Source organism: Shinella lacus (assembly GCF_010994755.1).
GTDB classification, from domain to species: domain Bacteria; phylum Pseudomonadota; class Alphaproteobacteria; order Rhizobiales; family Rhizobiaceae; genus Shinella; species Shinella lacus.
The window spans coordinates 1-14,888 of sequence record NZ_WHSB02000009.1; the positions used below are offsets into that span (position 1 = coordinate 1).

The window sequence follows — 14,888 nt, forward strand, 5'->3', positions numbered from 1 at the left end:
AAATCTCGTCGAACGGGTTCATCGACATCTTCACATTCGAAAGCTCGACACCCGAGCCATCCGCCTTCACGCGAATTTTGACGTTGTAATCAACGACCCGCTTTACAGGGACCAAGATCTTCATGGCTTCCTTCCTTCATATGCCCGCGAGGGAAAATGCGCCTTTCAAAGGCGCCCTGATTGTCGGTTGGCGACATCGATACGCGTTTTTTCCCCAAATACAATGCGCCACGGGCCCTGCTCGCGCGAAAACGCAGGCGTTATAAATCACCTTTACGTTCACGTCAATTTTCCCCTCGAAACGCCATCACCGCCCCCAATGGGTGGGCGGCACGGAGGGGCCGGACGCGGTCTCTTCGGCCGGAACCGGCGTCGCTTCGACATGCCGGACGGCCTTCGGCGTGACGATCGTGCGGTCGAACAGCGGCACGCCCCGCCGGCGCATGACGAGGACGAGAACCGCGCCGGCAAGTATGCCGCCGACATGCGCGCCCCAGGAGACGCCGCTGTCGCCATCGACCACCAGCATGTAGAATTGCTGGGCGATCCAGAAGGCAAGCGGAATGACCGCCGGCAGCGGCAGGGGAATGCGGAAAAACACCAGGACCCAGACGCGCACCTTCGGGTGCAGCAGGAAATAGGCCGCCACCACGCCGGAAATCGCGCCCGAGGCGCCGATCAGCGGCGCCTCCGAATTCATCTGCACGAGGCCATGCACCAGCGCGCCGGCCGCCGCGCACAGCAGGTAGAAGATGAGGAAGCGGATATGGCCGAGCGCATCCTCGACATTGTCGCCGAACACCCAAAGGAAAATCATGTTCGAGGCGAGATGCATGAAATCGCCGTGCAGGAAAGCATAGGTGATGTAGGTCGCATCCTCCGGCACCAGCACGAGGCTCGGCTCCAGGTCGGCGAAATCGAAGACGACCGCGGGGATGTAGCCGAGGCCCACCACCGCCGCATCGTTGAAGTCCTGCGTCGAGGCAAGGCCCGTCACCAGCCAGACGACGACATTGATCACGATCAGGCTGATCGTGACATATTGCACCTTGATGTATTTCAGGGCGTTGGCGTCGTGCAGCGGTATGAACATGGATCCCCTTCCCCAAAGGATGGCTGCGCACTTTTGCTAAGCTGCTTGCGACGACCTTATCTGTTCTGCCCCGGAACCCACAATATGTCCGTGTTGCCCTTGTCGTTGACCCAGCGGGCAGCGACGAAGAGGAAATCGGACAGCCGGTTGATATAGGCGACGGCCGCGGCCGAGACGGTTTCCCCGCTATCCTGAAGCGCCACGATCCGCCGTTCCGCCCGGCGCGCGACGGTGCGCGCCACATGCAGGGCCGCCGCTGCCGCCGTGCCGCCTGGCAGCACGAAGGAGCGCAGCGGTTCGAGATCGGCATTGAGCGTGTCGATTTCGCTCTCCAGCCGGTCGACCTGCGCCTGCACGATGCGCAGCGGCTCGTATTCGAGTTTCTTGCCCGTATCGGGCGTGGCGAGGTCGGCACCGAGGTCAAAGAGGTCGTTCTGGATGCGCATCAGCATCCGATCGAGATCCGGATGGCCGGCGAGGTGCTGGCGGACGACGCCGATGCAGGAATTCGCCTCGTCGACCTCGCCATAGGATTCGACGCGCAGGTCATGCTTCTTGCGGCGCGGCCCTGCCACGAGGCCGGTCGTGCCGTCGTCGCCCGTGCGTGTGTAAATCTTGTTGAGCTTCACCATCATCCGCGCCCGCCGCCCGTGATCCACAGGGTCAGCATGATGAGGACGATGGCGATCGCCTGCAAGAGCACGCGCGCCTGCATCAGCTTGTTCGAGGTATTGCCGTTGCCGCCCTTGGCCATGTTGGCAAGACCGCGCACGAGCACGATGACCACGAGGCCCATGACGAGCAGGGTCATGAAGGTGAGAAAGGAAGACATGCCAACGATCCGATTTGATTTCTGTCAGCCCTATTCAAATAGGGCATTTGGGCGAAATAGCACGCGATTTGACGACGAAGGCCTGCGACGCCGCGCCGCGTCAGCCGAGTTTGCCGATGATGCGGTAGAACAGCGCCGCCGGCAGCAGCTTCTTCAAAAGCGCGCCCTGCTTGGCCGGCGTCGTCACGATATAGTGCGGCCGCGGTGCCTTCGCCGTCAGCGCGTGGCGCAGCACGGCATGCACCGCCTCCGGCCCGAGTTTTCCGCGCGCGGGCTTGGCCTCGCCGCGCAGCCGCTGGAGCTGCCGGCGATATTCCTCCGCATGCACCGAGTTTTCCAGATCGATGTTGCGCTCGATATGGGTCAGCGCATTGCCGGTGAAGCGCGAGGCGATCGGCCCCGGCTCGATGAGGCTGACATGCACGCCGGAGCCGGCAAGCTCCATGCGCAGCGTCAGCGACAGCGCTTCGAGTGCGAATTTCGAGGCATTATAGGCGCCGCGCCAGCGATAGGGCACGATGCCGAGGATCGACGAGCACTGCACGATACGGCCGGAACCCTGCCTACGCATCGTGGGGATCACCCGCCGCGTCAGGTCGTGCCAGCCGAAGACGTTCGTCTCGAATTGCAGGCGCAACACCTCGACAGGTAGATCCTCCACCGCACCGGCCTGCCCATAGGCGCCATTGTTGAACAGCGCATCGAGCCGCCCGCCGGTGCGCGCCAGCACCGTCTCGACCAGCGCCGCGATCGTCTCCGGCTTGGTATAGTCCATCAGCAGCGCCTCGATGCCGTCCGCTTCGAGGCTCGCGAGATCCTCTTCCCGCCGCACCGTCGCGAAGACGCGCCAGCCCTCCGCCTTCAGCGCCCGGGCACAATGGGCGCCGATGCCGGAGGAGCAGCCGGTGACGATGATGCTCGGCAGAGAGGGCGCTGTTGGAGAAGACATGGCGGTTTCCTGTACAAATCTGCCTGGGTTTCCCATATTCACCATTCCAGCAACCTCTGTCTGTCATCCAGGAGGCACAAAGGTCGCCGTAGAACGTTGAACCGGGCATAAGCCCTTAAATCGATTCTGATTTACGGGCCATGCCCGCGCAGACAATGAGAGACCGGCGACGGTCGCAAAGGGACTGGACATTGCTTATGCCAACCGTCATCCGCCTTGCCTACAAGGTCGTCTTCGACGCGATCTGGCACTTTTCCGAGGACGACGGCTGGGCGATGGCGAGCCATGTCGCGCTGTCGACGCTGCTCGCGATCTTCCCCTTCCTGATCTTCGGCACCGCGCTCGGCTCCTTCCTCGGCGCCGACCAGTTCGCCGAAACCGCCGTGCACCTGATCTTCGACACCTGGCCGGAATCGATCGCCGCCCCCATCTCGCGCGAGGTCGTCGCCGTGCTCACCATTCCGCGCGGCGGGCTGCTGACGGTCTCCGTGCTCGCCGCCGCCTATTTCGCCTCGAACGGCGTGGAGGCGCTGCGCGTCTCGCTCAACCGTGCCTACAGGGTCGCCGAGACGCGCTACTGGTACGTCACGCGCCTCGCCAGCCTCGGCTTCGTCATCGCGGGCGTGCTGGCGCTGGCCGTCATCAGCATCGTGCTCGTTGCCGCCCCCCTTGCCGTGCGGGCCACGGGCGACTGGCTGCCGTGGCTCACATATATCTATTCCTGGGTGGAGAGCTGGGGCCTCTTCGGCACGGTGCTCGTGCTGCTGGTCGGCCTGCTGATCGCCCATCTCTGGCTGCCGGCCGGCCGGCGCAAGATCGCCGACGTGCTGCCCGGCATCCTGCTCACGCTGATCGCATGGGGCGTCGGGGCCTACATCTTCGCCTCCTATCTCGCCACCTTCGCCAATTATGTCTCGACCTATGCCGGCCTCGCCTCGATCATGATCGCGCTGGTCTTCCTCTACATCGTCGGCGCGATCTTCATCATCGGCGCGGAAATCAATGCGGCCCTGATGAAATACCGGGTGAAACACCTGATCCTCGACAAGGTGCGCGGCGTGAAGAAACCGCAGGCCGAGGACGACCCCTCAATGGAAGACGAAGCCATAGCCCGCGAGCAGGGCGCGAATGCCGGCCGGTGACACGCCCTTTTCACGATAGGCCGCAATCCCCGTATCCTGGTTGCTCTTGGAGAGTTTTCGGCCATCCAGCCCCGACACCAGTCCATGGTGGCGGTACGCGGGCACCGGCAGGCCGAGCAGGCTTTGCAACAGGCGATGCACGGCCGTCGCGTGAAACAGATCCTGCCCGCGCACCACGTCGGTAACGCCTTGCGCCGCATCGTCGAGCGCCACGGCGAGATGATAGCTCGCCGGCGCATCCGGCCGCGACAGGATGACGTCGCCCCAGCGCTCCGGCTTCGCGGCCACGATGCCGGTCTGCCCCTCCGGCCCCTCGCCCGCCTCCTTCCAGTCGAGAACCGTCGGCGCCAGCGCCCGGGCCTTGTCAATGTCGAGCCGCCAGGCATGCTGCCGCCCCGCCGCAATCCAGGCGAGCGCCTGGTCCCGGTCGAGCGCGCGCTCCTCGGTCGGATAGAGGGCGGCACCGTCCGGATCACGCGGCCACACGCCGCCCGCCGCCTCATGCGCCAGAACACGCGCCTTCACCTCGCCGCGGCTCAGAAACCCCGGATAGAGCACGCCCATCGCCTTCAGCCGCTCCAGCGCCTCGCCATAGAAGGCGACATGCTCCGACTGGCGGCGCACCGGCTTTTCCCAGTCGAGCCCGAGCCAGGCGAGATCGCGGTAGATCGCGGCTTCGAATTCGGGTCGCGAGCGGGCGGGATCGATGTCTTCCATACGCAGCAGGAACCGGCCGCCGCAGGCCGCTGCAAGATCGTGGTTGAGGATCGCTGACAGCGCATGGCCGAGATGCAGGAGGCCGTTCGGGCTCGGCGCAAAACGAAAGACACGATTTTTTGACAAAGCGCTTGGCATGAGGTCTTCTGGCACGAAGAGGCGTGTCGCGTCACTACGGCATCAGGGCCGCTTGAAGAAATGCAGTTGCACATGATCAGGACGGAGGCGGATGTCGCGGCGGGTCTCGTCGACCTCGCGCTGCTCGACGCACGCCTTTTCACCGTCATCGACAAGGCCGGCCCCGTGCCGCTGCGGCGTTTAGCACCCGGCTATCGCGGCCTTGCCGGCATCATCGTCGCGCAGATGGTGTCGCGCGCCAGTGCGGACGCGATCTGGCGCCGGCTGGAGGAGGCGGCAAGCGACATCACGCCCCATCACATCCTCGACCTGTCCGACGAGGATTGCCGCGCCGTCGGCCTGTCGCGCGCCAAGGCCGAGACGCTGCGCCGCGCCGCCGATGCTGTCGACCGCGGCGAACTCGATCTCGACGCGATCTGCCACATGGAGGCGACGGCCGCGACCCGCAAGCTGACCGCGATCAAGGGCATCGGCCGCTGGACGGCGGATGTGTACCTGCTGTTTTGCGGCGGCCACCCAGACATCTTCCCCTCCGGCGACATCGCGCTGCAAAATGCCGTCGCGCATGCCTTCGGTCTTGCCGTGCGTCCGGGGCCGCAGGAGCTCGACCGGATCGCCGAAAGCTGGTCGCCCTGGCGAGGCGTTTCGGCCCGGCTTTTCTGGGCTTATTATTCGCGCGAGATGCGCCGCGAGGCCGTCCCGGTGCTCGAAGGCTGAGGCTCGCGAAATACGTTGTTTTCGCTTTTCCTTTCCGGCTTCACAATGCTGTAACAACGGGCCTAATATAGAAGGGCAGATGCCGAATCGATCAGGAGAAGCCCTTGACGATTTCTGTTTCACCACAGGCCCTGCCAGCCCTTGTATTGAATGCTGACTACAGGCCGCTGAGTTATTATCCCTTGTCGCTCTGGTCGTGGCAGGACGCGATCAAGGCTGTGTTTCTAGACCGCGTAAACATCATCGCCGAATACGACCATTCGGTTTCCTCCCCGAGCTTCACGATGCGCCTGCCGAGCGTCGTGTGCCTGAAGACATACGTGCAGCCCTCACGCCACCCGGCCTTCACCCGGTTCAACGTGTTCCTGCGCGACAGGTTCGAATGCCAGTACTGCGGGTCGCCGGACGACCTGACCTTCGACCATGTCATCCCGCGCGCCCATGGCGGCGAGACGACCTGGTGCAACGTGGTCGCCGCCTGCTCCCCATGCAATTTGAGAAAAGGCAGCAAGCTGCCGAAGCAGGCGGGCATGCTCCCGCATCAGAAGCCCTACCAGCCGACGGTTCAGGATCTGCACAACAACGGGCGACTGTTTCCACCCAACTATCTGCATGAAAGCTGGATGGACTATCTCTACTGGGACGTCGAACTGCAACCCTGACGCAGGCTGCGTGAACGGCAAGGCCGTTTCACGTCAGCGACATGCGTGACACGAAGGGTTGCGGCATCTCAGGCTTTCGCGGACCGCGCGCCCGAAAAGGCGATTGCGGCGAGGATGACGCTCGCGATCACATTCCAGCCGGCAAAGGACAGGCCGAGCAGGCGGAACGACGCCTCCGTGCAGGAGGGACCGTGCTTGGTGTTGAGATCGGACAGCAGGTCGCCGGCATTCTGCGTGACGCCCTGCGCCGTGGTCGCACAGGTCGCAGGCCCTTCCCAGAAACCCCATTCGACGCCCGCGTGGTAGACGCCCATGCCCGCACCGACCAGCATCATGATGCCGGCAATCGCCAGCAGCAGCCGCGTCAGCCAGGCCGGACCGCCGAACAGGGCCGAAAGCAGCGCCGCGACCGCGACCGGAATGCCGTAATAATAGGGATCGCGCTGCAACAGGCAGAGCGCGCAGGGAATGTAGCCGCCGATATGCTCGAAGGCGAGCGCGCCACCGACGGTCGCCGCCATGCCGAGCGTCAGGAGGCCTGCGGATGTCTTGCGGGAAAGGTCGAGGGATGCAGTCATCAGGATCGTCCAATCGGGCCGGCGGGGGTGCCGGCGGAACGGCGCCGAGTTCTATCAGGCGGCGCGCCGTTGTAAATCACCCGCACGGATAAGTGATCATGCCCGCCCCCGGATTTGCCGGTTGCCGCCCGCGAAAGCTTCGTGTAAACGGCGATGGCTCACAAGTGCCGTGCCCCATTGGCGGAACTGGTAGACGCGCTCGACTCAAAATCGAGTTCCGAAAGGAGTGCTGGTTCGATTCCGGCATGGGGCACCAAAATCTCAAAGCTTTTTTAGGCACTTTGTTTCCGGTTCCATCCTAGCCTTCGGGCAAATCAACGGGCTAGCCAAGGCCGGGTTATCGCCCGGGCCTTGCCGAAACTATCCGCATGAGGCAGATGAAACGGCAAGGACTTGCAATCGAACGGGCTTCAACGTGATCAATCAAGAGTTGGGAGAACTGACGCGGTGTTATTCCAATGTCGACTTGCCCGTCGAGGTGGATGCGACCCTGGATAGCGCGCTGTCATTCGAACAGCAGATCCTGAAATTCGGCGCGGCAGCCCGTCGGGCGGTCCATATGCCGGCGCTCCAGCGGTATTTGAGCGAGAATGCCGCACGCGCCGTTTCCGGCGATCTTTCCGATGAAGCATTGACGGAATTCTTCTGGTTCCTCTTCTCGCAAAAAGATTGGCCCCGGATTCGGTCGACCGCGGAGGGTTTGCGCGGCCGGCTCCGTCATCTTCCCCTGCACGTCGCCGACCTGATCTTCCTTGCCTTCTATCGCTCTCAACGCGATCGCCTGATGGCGGGCAAAGAGCGCGACGGTTTTGCCATCGATGCCAATGAAACGACGGCGTTTTTGCGAGCCGGCTGGCCGAGCGCCGAGAGACATCTCGCCGCCTTCGAGGCCATGTCGGCCCATGCGACGGGAAACGCCGTCCATGCCCGCTCTTCGTTCGTGTCGGTCGGCGATCTCAAGTTCATTGAGCCGTTTGCCGGCATATCCAGCGTGCTCGTCGAAACCAACTACGCGGGCACGATCGTTCCCGGACACGATATCGAGGTGAGCCCGTCGGCGGCCGAGCATGTCACATTGCTCTCCCTCGATCGCACCTACTTCGAAAAATATGCCCTGCTCGTCGCAAGACGCTATGCTGAGACGAACCCGGCGAACGGCTTGCACTTCCATTGCGTGGGCTTCGATCCCCGCGAGGCGATCAACTCCTGGGGCTTGCCCGTCAGCTTCGGTTTTACGATCGATCATACCGATCTGTCGGGCCTAGAAGTGCGCCAGAAGCGGGGATATTATGCCAGCGCGCGCTACATCCATCTGGCCCGATACCTTCAACTTTACCGGTCTGTGTTCGTCGGCGACGTGGATGGCCATGTAGCTCGCGATTTGCGGCATATGGAGAGTGAGCACACCGACCTTGACGTCCTCTTGAGCACGAAGGTGCTCGACAAGGCACGCACCCTGAACAGGCTTCCATGGGAGTCGGTCACGGCCTGTTCCTTCATGGCGCGGCAAACGCCCGGCGCGCTTCGCTTCGCAAATCGGATCGGCGCCTACCTTCAGAGGATTGTGGAAAATGCCCGCTCGACGGGCAGGCCGATCTGGTATGCCGATCAAACCGCTCTCTTCTACTGCTGGCTCGATTCCGAGCACGACGTGGCGTTCGGCACCTTCGCCAAGCCCGCTTTCGTGCAACGCGGCTCCTGGCAATTGTTCCAGGGCGAGAAAGAGCGGCTGGACTTCCTCGCCAATCCCTAATCACGAATGGACCCCGTAGGTGTCATGCCGTTTGCCTTTTTGGTGCACGTAGTGGCGCGCACTAACGGCTCGTTCATCACTTAATTAGCACATCGTAAAATTACCTGGACTCCACCCCGACCCAGGTTCACCCTCCCACGCATAGTCCAAGCTCAGCTTCGACTATCAGCGACTTCAGCTCCGTCTGCCGTCAAGGGCCAACCAGCTGCGTGGGCGTCCATGAAATATCTGATCATCATCGTTACGGTGGTTTGCGCCATGGCATGGGACTTCACGCAGAACCACGGCGCCTATACGTCGCGGACCGTGCGCAATGTGCATCATTTCATCCAGAGCACGCTTTAGGCCAGCGCACGATTCCGGCCGAAAACCCCTCGCTCAAAAAACCCGCATTTTAGCGGGAACAAATTTTGCACAGCTGCATTCTACGGCTGCAACTGCAGACACCCCCGGATGCGGTTGTGAGGGGGACCCGAGAGCGATGTGCACGCTCTTGGGTCTCAACCATCCTGGGGTCTTCAGAGAATGAAATCGGCCTTTGTGAAATCGATCGACGCGTCGATGCGGATCGAGAAATCGGCCTTGCCGTCGCCATCGACATCACCGTGGACAAAGGTATCCCCGCCCTTCTTCTCGTAGCGCAGCTCGCCCGCATCCTTGGAAAAGGCCTTGTCTGCGATGAAGCTGAACGCCTGGTTCCTGGCGAGCGTCGTATCGGCATCGATCGCCTTGAGGTCGATCCTGTCCTTCTCCGTCTGGCTGAAATCGACGATCGTGTCGCGTCCACCCGCGGCAACGGTCGAATCCTTCACCGAACGGAAAACGAACGTATCCGCACCCGCACCGCCATAAAGCTTGTCGGCGCCCGCGCCGCCTTCCAGACGGTCGTTGCCGGCATAGCCATAGAGCGTGTCGTTGCCGGCCCCGCCCCAGAACGTATCGGCATATTTGGTGGCCTTGATGACGTCATTGCCGGAAAGAAGCGTGTCTAGGAAGGTCTTCGTGCTGCCGCTGTCGAGTGCATTGGAGAGTTTTTTGCCGGCGAGCGAAAGTTTTGTGATGTCGAGCAGCGCCTGACCTTCGGACACCGCCTTGAAAGACGTGATCGTTCCCGATGTAATGCCAGAGACTTCCTTGCCGTCGAAGGTGTATTTCAGCTTCGAGCCGCCTATCGCCATGTAGTTCTTTGCATCATTGGAGAACTTCAGTGAGGTCGATGTTACCTTTTCGTGCTCGTAGTCGAGAATGTCATGCAGTTTTTCGGAAACGAACTTGCTGAAATTGGCGCCGGATTTCGATGTGAAACCGCTAATATTGATGGAACTCATAAACACGTCCTCGCTGGAGATGCCGATGCTTAACGCGGGCGCTTAGGCCCGGCAACCGCCGTTTCGGCACAGAGCTGTCCGACATCGAAGCACCCCTAACCATCCCTTAAACCGCCATGAACAAATCCGATCTTTCAGCGTTGTCCACCGAACCCGCCATAGAGGAGCGCGCGCCATGGTCTTCAAGGAAGGCACCTTCAAGGGCGAACCGCCCGAACATTTCGATGGTCCGCACCCCGCCTGGCTGGAAGCAGCGGTCGCGGATGCGCTTTCGCTGGCCGGCGATGTGGACGCCTCCGACATCAGGGTGACCTGCAAGGGCACGCGGATCATCCTCACCGGCAACGTCGGCTCCGCCGCTGAGGCGGATCGGGCGAGCGCAATCGCGGCCTCGCTCAAGGACGTCACGGAGGTGGACAGCCGCCTTTCCTGGCTCTAAGCCCCACAAAAACCCGCCATTGCCGGCGGCCCCTCCGGAATGCTAGGTGCAATGCAGCAAACTGGAGTGACGCCGGATGCTCGACGAGAGACCGACCTATGATGCGCTGTACCGGGATTTTCGCTGGAAGATCCCCGAACGGTTCAACATCGGCACCGCGGTCTCCAACGCCTGGGCGGCGCGCGAGCCGGACCGCATCTGCCTCCAGCATTTCCTGCCCGACGCCCCACCGCTGGCGCTCACCTATGGCGAACTCGCCGCCCGCTCGGATGCCTTTGCGGCGGCACTAGCAGCCGAGGGAGTAGGCAAGGGCGACCGCGTCGGCATCCTGCTGCCGCAGGGTTTTGAAACGGTCATCGCCCATGTCGCGATCTACAAGCTCGGCGCCATCGCGTTGCCGCTGGCGCTGCTGTTCGGTGCGGATGCCCTGCTCTTCCGGCTGAAGAATGCCGAAGCCAGGGCGATCGTCACCAACCGCTTCGGCGCCGAGCGCCTGCGACCGATCCGCCAGGAGCTTCCGACGCTGGAGCTGGTGGTGACCACCGATCCGGTCGCCGATCCCGCGGAAAAATCCTTCCACGATCTCGTCGCCCGGTATGCCGGCCCGTTCGAGGCCGTCGACAGCGGTCCGGACGATCCGGCGATGATGATCTATACCTCCGGCACGACCGGCCCGCCGAAGGGCGCACTGCACGGCCACCGCGTGCTGCTCGGCCATGTGCCGGGCTTCCAGATGCACCATGAATTCCTGCCGCAACCGGGAGACCGCATCTGGACGCCGTCCGACTGGGCCTGGGCGGGCGGGCTTCTCAACGTGCTCATGCCGGCGCTGCTGCTCGGCGTGCCGGTCGTCTCCTCGCCCGGCCAGAAATTCGATCCCGACATGGCCTACCGCATCATGCAGGAGATGGACGTGCGCAACGCCTTCATCCCGCCGACGGCGCTGAGATTGATGAAATCGGTCGCCAATCCGCGCGAAAAATACCGACTGAACCTGCGTACCATCGGTTCGGCGGGCGAATCGCTCGGCCGCGAGACGTGGGAATGGGTGCGCGATACGCTCGGCATCACCATCAACGAATTCTACGGCCAGACCGAGTGCAACATCGTGCTCGGCTCGATCGGCAAGCTCGGCGTTTCGCGCCCGGGACCGATCGGCAAGCCGGTGCCGGGCCATGTCGTCGCAATCATCGATGCGGATGGCCGGGAGGTGCCGCGCGGCACCGTTGGCCAGGTCGCGGTGAAGCGGCCTGACCCGGTGATGTTCCTCGGCTATTGGCGGAACGACAAGGCGACGGCGGAAAAATTCATCGGCGACTGGATGACGACCGGCGATCTCGGCCGCATGGATGCAGAGGGATACGTCACCTTCTTCGGCCGCGACGACGACGTCATCACCTCGTCGGGCTACCGCATCGGGCCGAGCGAGATCGAGGATTGCCTTGCCGGCCACCCGGCCGTGCAGCTCGCCGCCGCCGTCGGCAAGCCGGACGAGCTGCGCACCGAGATCGTCAAGGCCTATGTGGTGCTGCGGCCGGGCCAGGCGCCCTCGGAGGCGCTTGCCGCCGATATCCGCGAATGGGTGAAATCGCGGCTCTCCATGCACGAATATCCGCGCGAGGTGGAGTTCGTCGACAGTCTCCCGCTGACGACCTCGGGCAAAGTCATCCGCCACCTGCTGCGCAAGCGCGCCGCCGAAGAAACATCCTTCGCCGCTTAACGTTTGGCCAGCGAGCGGATCTTGTCGCGCAGCAGCCGGGCCACGTTGCGCGTGTTGCGGTAGAGGTGGAGCTGTGCTGCGACCTGGCGCACGTCGCGGTCGCGGTTCTGTTGCAGGCCGACGACGAGCGTGCCCATGTCCTCGCGCTCTTCCCAGAACCGGCTCATCACCGGATGGTCCGGTACCGCGCAGGAATCCGAACGCGCGATATTGGCGTCGTCCAGATGCCATTCCGTCAGTTCGGCCACCAACAGCTTGCCCGGCGAATATTTCGAAAACTCTTCGTCATAGGCCGTCTTCCACGTATAGGCCTCGCCGCCGGTCATGAAGACGATCATCGAGGCGATGGCGCGGCCGTCGAGGTCGAGCGTGTGGATACGCACGCCGTCGGTTTCGGCAAGGTTGGTGATCGCCTCGCGGGCGAAGGCGGCGCGGTAGCGGTCGTTGATCATCGCCGTGCGGCCGCGGCCCTTCCAGCCGGCCGCTTCCAGCAGCAGGAATTCCTCCATGCGCAGTCTTATGTCGGCGGGCTGGCGGGCGACGTTGTAGCTGAGCGCACCCTGCTGGTCGAGCTTGCGCCATTGCCGGCGCAATTCGCGAAAATGCTCGGGCGAGATCGCCTTCTGCAAATAGGTCTGGCCGTCGAGCAGGCTTTCCAGCATCGGCCGGCGATAGGTGTCGGTGACCGTGACCGGCAGGTTGCGACCGATTGCCACAGCGCGCATCAGCTGCGCGAAGGCTCCGTTGAGGCGCAGGTCCGGCAGGACGAGGATCGGTGGCAGGCCGGTGCCCGCGCTGCCGAGCGCGTCGAGCAGGTTGTCGAGCGTTTCGGCCGCCTCCTCCGCATCGACGAGCGGCGTGCCGAGCGGCCCGAAAGGATTGGACCAGGCGCGCAAAATGCTGGAGCCGATGGAGAAGCCCGGCTTTTCGACCGAGAACGGCATCAGGAAGCGCATGCGGCTGCGCCCGTTGCTCTCGTCGCGGATGACCGAGAGGCGCACCGTGCGGTCTTCCAGGCGCGGCATGGCGGGTGCCAGAAACCGGCCCGTGAAGAAGACGTTGGGCTCCATGACGCGGTTCGACAGGAAATCGAGTTCCTGCTGCAGCTCGTAGCCGGCGGTTGCCGGATAAAGTGCCAGCGAGCGGCCCGGACGGCCGACGGCGACGCGTTTGTCCGCCGGCGGCTGCGCCATCGGCGGGGCCGGCGGGATGGCGGCCTGGGCACGTCCGGCCGCAATGGCGTGGTCGAAGCCGTGGCTATCGGTCATGGCGGTCCATCCCGTTGACAAGGCTCGCCTTCACCGGATTGGCGAAGGCGAAGAGAATGATGGAAAGTTTCGTGCGCACAGCCAGGTGCAGCAGCACCGCCTCGACGATCATGGCGCTGGTGGTGGCGATGGCAGCACCCGTCAGGCCGTAGAGCGGAATGAGCGTGACGTTGAAGGCGATGTTGGCGGTGAGCGCCACCGCATAGACGGCGACGCACAGTTTTTGTTCGCCGGACATGGTGAGCAGCACCTCGCCCGGCCCGACGAGCGCCTTGGCGAGAATGCCGACGAACAGGATGAACATCAGGCTGTAACCCGCCGTGAAGGCCGGGCCGAACAGCGACAGCAGGAAATGCCCAACGATCAGTACGCCCCCGCCGACGACAAGCGACGGCCAGAAGCTCCAGCGCACGGTCTCGCCGGCAAAACGTGCGAGCGCCACGCGGTCGCCAGCGGAAAACATCGCGGAAAAACGCGGTGCGGCGGCCGCCTTCACCGAGAAGAACACGAAATGCACCAGCGCCATCGTTTTGGCGGCGGCAAAATAGATGGCGACGCTTTCCGGATCGAGGAACAGGCCGACGACGAGCACGTCGGAATTGGTCAGCATGAAGCCGAAGCCCTCGATCAGGAAGATCGGCAGCGCGGCCTTGATCCACAGCGAGAACTCGATCTTGCGCGGCCCCGCGACATAGCGTTTTCCCAGCCGGCGCACGATGTTGAAGAACTGCACGACCGTGGTGAGGTAGGTGGCGGCAAGGGCTGCGACGATCGCCGTCAGCGCCGTATGCGGCGCGTCCAGCGAGATGGCGAGCATCATGAAGACGAGGATCAGCAGCGGGCGCACGATATAGGTCGGGCTCAATGCCACGACCGCCCAGCTATGCGCGCGCGCCGTGCTTTCCAGCACATCGCCGAGCGCGATCATCGGCATGCAGAACAGGCCGATGAAGAGCGGCACGAGATAGTAGCCGGCAAAGGATTCGTGGAAGAGCCAGAGGCAGAGGAGACCGACGGCGGCCAGCCCCGAGGATGTCAGCATGGCGAAGATGCGCGCGGTCGAGGTGAGGCCGCGGATTTCCGCATGCGCGCTGCGCCCGGCATAACCCGGCAGGAAGCGCACGATCGTCGTGTGGATGCCGAGACAGGAGAGATCGCCGAAAATGACGACGAGCGCCCAGACGAAAACGAAGATGCCATATTCGAACTCGCCCATCACGCGGGCAAGAATGATCTGCGAAATGAAGGCGATGGCCGCGCTGACGACGCGGATGGCGAAGGCGATCAGCGCCATGCGCTGGGCAAGATTGCGGGGGTCGTCGCTGGCGAGTGTGGCGGCAAGCGCGCGCACGAGCGGCTCCGCCTTGCCGCGCAGGCCGGATGGCAGCAACTTTTCCGCCGACTGAATGACCGCCATCAACACAGGAACCCGAACGCTACGCGAAACTATACAAAGGCCAGTCTTGTCAGATCAGGGTTAACAAACGGTTGGGTCGGGCCATGAAGAGCCGCCCGGACAGCCAAAAGAAAATGCCGCCAACCTCTCCCCCGT

The 14,888-nt window shown here is 63.2% G+C and carries 16 protein-coding genes, 1 tRNA gene and 1 pseudogene; 8 read left to right on the forward strand and 10 right to left on the reverse strand.

Features of this window, described 5'->3' with window-relative positions:
- The 5 genes and pseudogenes from GB927_RS22040 to GB927_RS22060 all read right to left on the reverse strand — a co-directional run.
- A pseudogene (locus GB927_RS22040) lies at window positions 1-124 on the reverse strand (electron transfer flavoprotein subunit beta/FixA family protein); the annotation flags it as partial.
- A gap of 183 nt (window positions 125-307) precedes the next feature.
- On the reverse strand, window positions 308-1,093 hold the full coding sequence (locus GB927_RS22045) for a rhomboid family intramembrane serine protease (protein ID WP_256119370.1): 786 nt from the start codon (window positions 1,091-1,093) through the stop codon (window positions 308-310).
- A gap of 56 nt (window positions 1,094-1,149) precedes the next feature.
- The gene (locus tag GB927_RS22050; protein WP_256119371.1) at window positions 1,150-1,725 is read right to left on the reverse strand and encodes a cob(I)yrinic acid a,c-diamide adenosyltransferase; all 576 of its coding nucleotides are present in this window, start codon (window positions 1,723-1,725) and stop codon (window positions 1,150-1,152) included.
- A complete protein-coding gene (locus GB927_RS22055; protein WP_256119372.1) occupies window positions 1,725-1,925 on the reverse strand; it encodes a twin transmembrane helix small protein in 201 nt (66 codons plus the stop codon). Before GB927_RS22055 ends, GB927_RS22050 begins: the two co-directional genes overlap by 1 nt.
- A 100-nt stretch (window positions 1,926-2,025) precedes the next feature.
- Window positions 2,026-2,874 carry an SDR family oxidoreductase gene (locus GB927_RS22060; protein WP_256119373.1) on the reverse strand — a complete coding sequence of 283 codons (849 nt, stop codon included), beginning with the start codon at window positions 2,872-2,874 and terminating at the stop codon, window positions 2,026-2,028.
- A gap of 197 nt (window positions 2,875-3,071) precedes the next feature.
- On the opposite strand from GB927_RS22060, the gene GB927_RS22065 reads away from it, so the two are divergent.
- Complete coding sequence (locus GB927_RS22065) at window positions 3,072-4,016, forward strand: YihY/virulence factor BrkB family protein (protein WP_256119374.1); 945 nt, start codon at window positions 3,072-3,074, stop codon at window positions 4,014-4,016.
- Here GB927_RS22065 and gluQRS read toward each other — a convergent pair.
- Complete coding sequence (gene gluQRS, locus GB927_RS22070; RefSeq protein ID WP_256119375.1) at window positions 3,963-4,871, reverse strand: tRNA glutamyl-Q(34) synthetase GluQRS; 909 nt, start codon at window positions 4,869-4,871, stop codon at window positions 3,963-3,965. The genes GB927_RS22065 and gluQRS overlap by 54 nt on opposite strands.
- 66 nt (window positions 4,872-4,937) lie before the next feature.
- Here gluQRS and GB927_RS22075 point away from each other — a divergent pair, with 66 nt between their 5' ends.
- On the forward strand, window positions 4,938-5,588 hold the full coding sequence (locus tag GB927_RS22075) for a DNA-3-methyladenine glycosylase family protein (RefSeq protein WP_256119376.1): 651 nt from the start codon (window positions 4,938-4,940) through the stop codon (window positions 5,586-5,588).
- Between the two features lie 104 nt (window positions 5,589-5,692).
- Window positions 5,693-6,250 carry an HNH endonuclease gene (locus GB927_RS22080; protein ID WP_256119377.1) on the forward strand — a complete coding sequence of 186 codons (558 nt, stop codon included), beginning with the start codon at window positions 5,693-5,695 and terminating at the stop codon, window positions 6,248-6,250.
- 68 nt (window positions 6,251-6,318) lie between these two features.
- On the opposite strand, the gene GB927_RS22085 is transcribed toward GB927_RS22080, so the two are convergent.
- Window positions 6,319-6,828, reverse strand: a complete 510-nt coding sequence (locus tag GB927_RS22085; protein ID WP_256119378.1) for a disulfide bond formation protein B — start codon at window positions 6,826-6,828, stop codon at window positions 6,319-6,321.
- A 171-nt stretch (window positions 6,829-6,999) separates the two neighbouring features.
- Here GB927_RS22085 and GB927_RS22090 point away from each other — a divergent pair.
- The 3 genes from GB927_RS22090 (at window position 7,000) to GB927_RS22100 (ending at window position 8,926) form a co-directional block, all read left to right on the forward strand.
- A tRNA-Leu gene (locus GB927_RS22090) sits at window positions 7,000-7,084 on the forward strand.
- A gap of 159 nt (window positions 7,085-7,243) precedes the next feature.
- The gene (locus GB927_RS22095; RefSeq protein ID WP_256119379.1) at window positions 7,244-8,581 is read left to right on the forward strand and encodes a hypothetical protein; all 1,338 of its coding nucleotides are present in this window, start codon (window positions 7,244-7,246) and stop codon (window positions 8,579-8,581) included.
- Window positions 8,582-8,800: 219 nt separating this feature from the next.
- Window positions 8,801-8,926 (forward strand): hypothetical protein, encoded by a 126-nt coding sequence (locus tag GB927_RS22100; protein ID WP_256119380.1) that lies wholly within the window; start codon window positions 8,801-8,803, stop codon window positions 8,924-8,926.
- Between the two features lie 173 nt (window positions 8,927-9,099).
- On the opposite strand, the gene GB927_RS22105 is transcribed toward GB927_RS22100, so the two are convergent.
- Complete coding sequence (locus tag GB927_RS22105; RefSeq protein ID WP_256119381.1) at window positions 9,100-9,909, reverse strand: M10 family metallopeptidase C-terminal domain-containing protein; 810 nt, start codon at window positions 9,907-9,909, stop codon at window positions 9,100-9,102.
- Between the two features lie 175 nt (window positions 9,910-10,084).
- Between GB927_RS22105 and GB927_RS22110 the strand changes: the two genes are divergently transcribed.
- Together GB927_RS22110 and GB927_RS22115 are read left to right on the forward strand one after the other, a co-directional pair.
- On the forward strand, window positions 10,085-10,348 hold the full coding sequence (locus GB927_RS22110; protein WP_256119382.1) for a BON domain-containing protein: 264 nt from the start codon (window positions 10,085-10,087) through the stop codon (window positions 10,346-10,348).
- A 76-nt stretch (window positions 10,349-10,424) separates the two neighbouring features.
- Window positions 10,425-12,068, forward strand: coding sequence for an AMP-binding protein (locus GB927_RS22115; RefSeq protein WP_256119383.1), 1,644 nt, complete (start codon window positions 10,425-10,427; stop codon window positions 12,066-12,068).
- On the opposite strand, the gene GB927_RS22120 is transcribed toward GB927_RS22115, so the two are convergent.
- Both GB927_RS22120 and GB927_RS22125 read right to left on the reverse strand, forming a co-directional pair.
- On the reverse strand, window positions 12,065-13,336 hold the full coding sequence (locus tag GB927_RS22120; protein ID WP_256119384.1) for a GNAT family N-acetyltransferase: 1,272 nt from the start codon (window positions 13,334-13,336) through the stop codon (window positions 12,065-12,067). The genes GB927_RS22115 and GB927_RS22120 overlap by 4 nt on opposite strands.
- Complete coding sequence (locus tag GB927_RS22125) at window positions 13,326-14,753, reverse strand: lipopolysaccharide biosynthesis protein (RefSeq protein WP_256119385.1); 1,428 nt, start codon at window positions 14,751-14,753, stop codon at window positions 13,326-13,328. The genes GB927_RS22120 and GB927_RS22125 overlap by 11 nt, the downstream gene beginning before the upstream one ends.
- Between the last annotated feature and the right edge of the window lie 135 nt (window positions 14,754-14,888).